A 2,362-nucleotide genomic window follows, 5' to 3' on the forward strand; every position below is an offset into this window, starting at 1 on the left:
GGGCGGGCAGGACGCGGAGGCCGGCGCGGCGGACGGCGGTCTCCGTCGCCGGGCGCGTGAAGGGGCCGACCACGGCCGTGACGCCGTCGGCGAGCAGTCGCTGGACGCCCCGTCGGGTGCTTTCACTCCATCGAGTGGGGGTGGGGTTCAGGGCGGCGAGCGCGGCGCCGGTGAGCGGCTCGGTGCCGAGATCGTCGGCCTCGCGCGGGTCCGGGTGGTAGGCCTGCTCCAGGAAGCGGGCGGCGTCCGCCGCGCAGCGGCCCGGGCCGAGCCGGCCGGGCCAGCGGCGCACCCGGGCCTCCGGGTGCGCGGCGGCCAGTTCCTCGGCGGCGCCGACGGCGGCGATCCGGTCCCCGTCGACGAGGACCGCGCCGCCGTCCGTCTCCCCGATGTGCAGGGTGCGCAACGTGCTGCCGTCCGGCGTCAGTTGGCGTCGACGAGGCGCAGCTCGGGGTGGGCGGTGCCGCCCTCGATCGCGGTGGACGACAGGTGGGAGACGACGCGGTCGTCGACCGGGTCGTTCGCCGGGTCGTCGTGCACCACCAGGTGCTCGTAGGTGGTGGCGCGCTGCGCCGGGACGCGGCCCGCGGCGCGGATGAGGTGGATGAGCTCCATGCGGTTCGAGCGGTGCTTCGCGCCCGCCGAGGAGACGACGTTCTCCTCCAGCATGACCGAGCCGAGGTCGTCGGCGCCGTAGTGCAGCGAGAGCTGGCCGACCTCCTTGCCGGTGGTGAGCCAGGAGCCCTGGATGTGCGCGACGTTGTCCAGGAAGAGGCGGGCGACGGCGAGGATGCGCAGGTACTCGAAGATCGTGGCCTGCGTACGCCCCTTCAGCGTGTTGTTCTCCGGCTGGTAGGTGTACGGGATGAAGGCGCGGAAGCCGCCGGTGCGGTCCTGCACGTCGCGGATCATCCGCAGGTGCTCGATGCGCTCGGCGTTGGTCTCGCCGGTGCCCATCAGCATGGTGGAGGTGGACTCCACGCCGAGGCCGTGCGCGACCTCCATGATCTCCAGCCAGCGCTCGCCGGACTCCTTCAGCGGCGCGATCGCCTTGCGCGGCCTGGCCGGCAGCAGCTCGGCGCCGGCACCGGCGAAGGAGTCGAGGCCCGCGGCGTGGATGCGGCGGATGGCGTCCTCGACGGAGACGCCGGAGATCCGCGCCATGTGGTCCACCTCGGACGCGCCGAGGGAGTGGATGACCAGCTGCGGGAACGCCTTCTTGATCGCCGAGAAGTGCTCCTCGTAGTACTCCACGCCGTAGTCCGGGTGGTGGCCGCCCTGGAACATGATCTGGGTGCCGCCCAGCTCGACGGTCTCGGCGCAGCGGCGCAGGATGTCGTCGAGGTCGCGGGTCCACACCTTGTCGCTCTTGGGCGGCGCGTAGAAGGCGCAGAACTTGCACGCCGTCACGCAGGCGTTGGTGTAGTTGATGTTGCGCTCGATGATGTACGTCGCGATGTGCTCGGTGCCCGCGTAGCGGCGGCGGCGCGCGGTGTCGGCGGCCTGCCCGAGGGCGTGCAGCGGCGCGTTCCGGTAGAGGTCGAGCGCCTCGTCGGGCGTGATGCGCCCGCCGTCGGCGGCACGGTCGAGTACGGACTGGAGGTCGGCGTTCTCCGGCACCGGCGCGGCCCCTTCCGAAGGCTGAGACGAACCACCCCAGCGTACGCCAGCGGGTGCGTCGGCCCGCCGCCCGGTCCGGCGGGGAAGGACGTGGCTCAGTCGCGGCGGCTGAGCATGACGGTCGTCGTTCCCACGAGCAGGTCCTGGAACTGGTAGCGCAGCCTTCCCCCGTCGCGGGCCAGGATCATCTCGCCCGGAGTCGCGATGCAGCCGACGGGGTTGAGGTGTTCGGCGTCAAGCTGCTCGGTGACCCGGAGCGCCCGGTCGGTGACACCGACCACCGTGCCCACGGACTTGCACGACTGGCCGTCGAACATCATCGTGAAGCGGACCGCCCGGTCGCCCGTTCCGCCGCGGTTGACGTGGGCGACGATCGTGATCGGCTGTTGGGTGAGCGTCTCCGGGAAGGAGCCCTCCCAGGTGCCGAGGAACGCGTCGGGGATGGTGTCGGATTCACCGGAGCCGGGGGCGCGGGACCCTGACCGGTCGGCGTCGGAGCCGCCCGCCGACGACTGGCCGTGGCCGGAGCCTCCGTCGGTGTTGTCGCGCGGCCCCTCCGCGCCGGCGGAGGATTCGGTGCCGCCGCCGTTGCCTTCGATCTGACCGACGGCGTAGGTGCCGAGCCCGAGCACGATCACGGCGACGACCGCGAGGACGACCACCAGCGTCGTGTTGCCGCCGGAGTGCACGGCGGCCGGGCCGGACGGGAGCGGCCGTGCTCACGGTGGCCGCGCTGCTGGTG

Annotated in this window: 3 protein-coding genes; all 3 read right to left on the reverse strand. The window is 72.8% G+C overall.

Translation table 11 applies throughout. The features are described 5' to 3' along the window. A partial coding sequence (locus tag FNX44_RS26215; protein WP_143651464.1) for an imidazolonepropionase-like domain-containing protein occupies positions 1-406 on the reverse strand: 406 nt, incomplete at its 3' end. Between the two features lie 17 nt (positions 407-423). Further along, positions 424-1,620, reverse strand: a complete 1,197-nt coding sequence (gene mqnC / locus FNX44_RS26220; protein WP_143651465.1) for a cyclic dehypoxanthinyl futalosine synthase — start codon at positions 1,618-1,620, stop codon at positions 424-426. A 95-nt stretch (positions 1,621-1,715) separates the two neighbouring features. After that, positions 1,716-2,309, reverse strand: a complete 594-nt coding sequence (locus tag FNX44_RS26225) for a hypothetical protein (protein ID WP_143651466.1) — start codon at positions 2,307-2,309, stop codon at positions 1,716-1,718. Positions 2,310-2,362: the final 53 nt, after the last annotated feature.

Origin of the sequence: Streptomyces alkaliterrae, from assembly GCF_007097205.2 — a bacterium.
In the GTDB taxonomy this organism is placed as follows: Bacteria; Actinomycetota; Actinomycetes; order Streptomycetales; family Streptomycetaceae; genus Streptomyces; species Streptomyces alkaliterrae.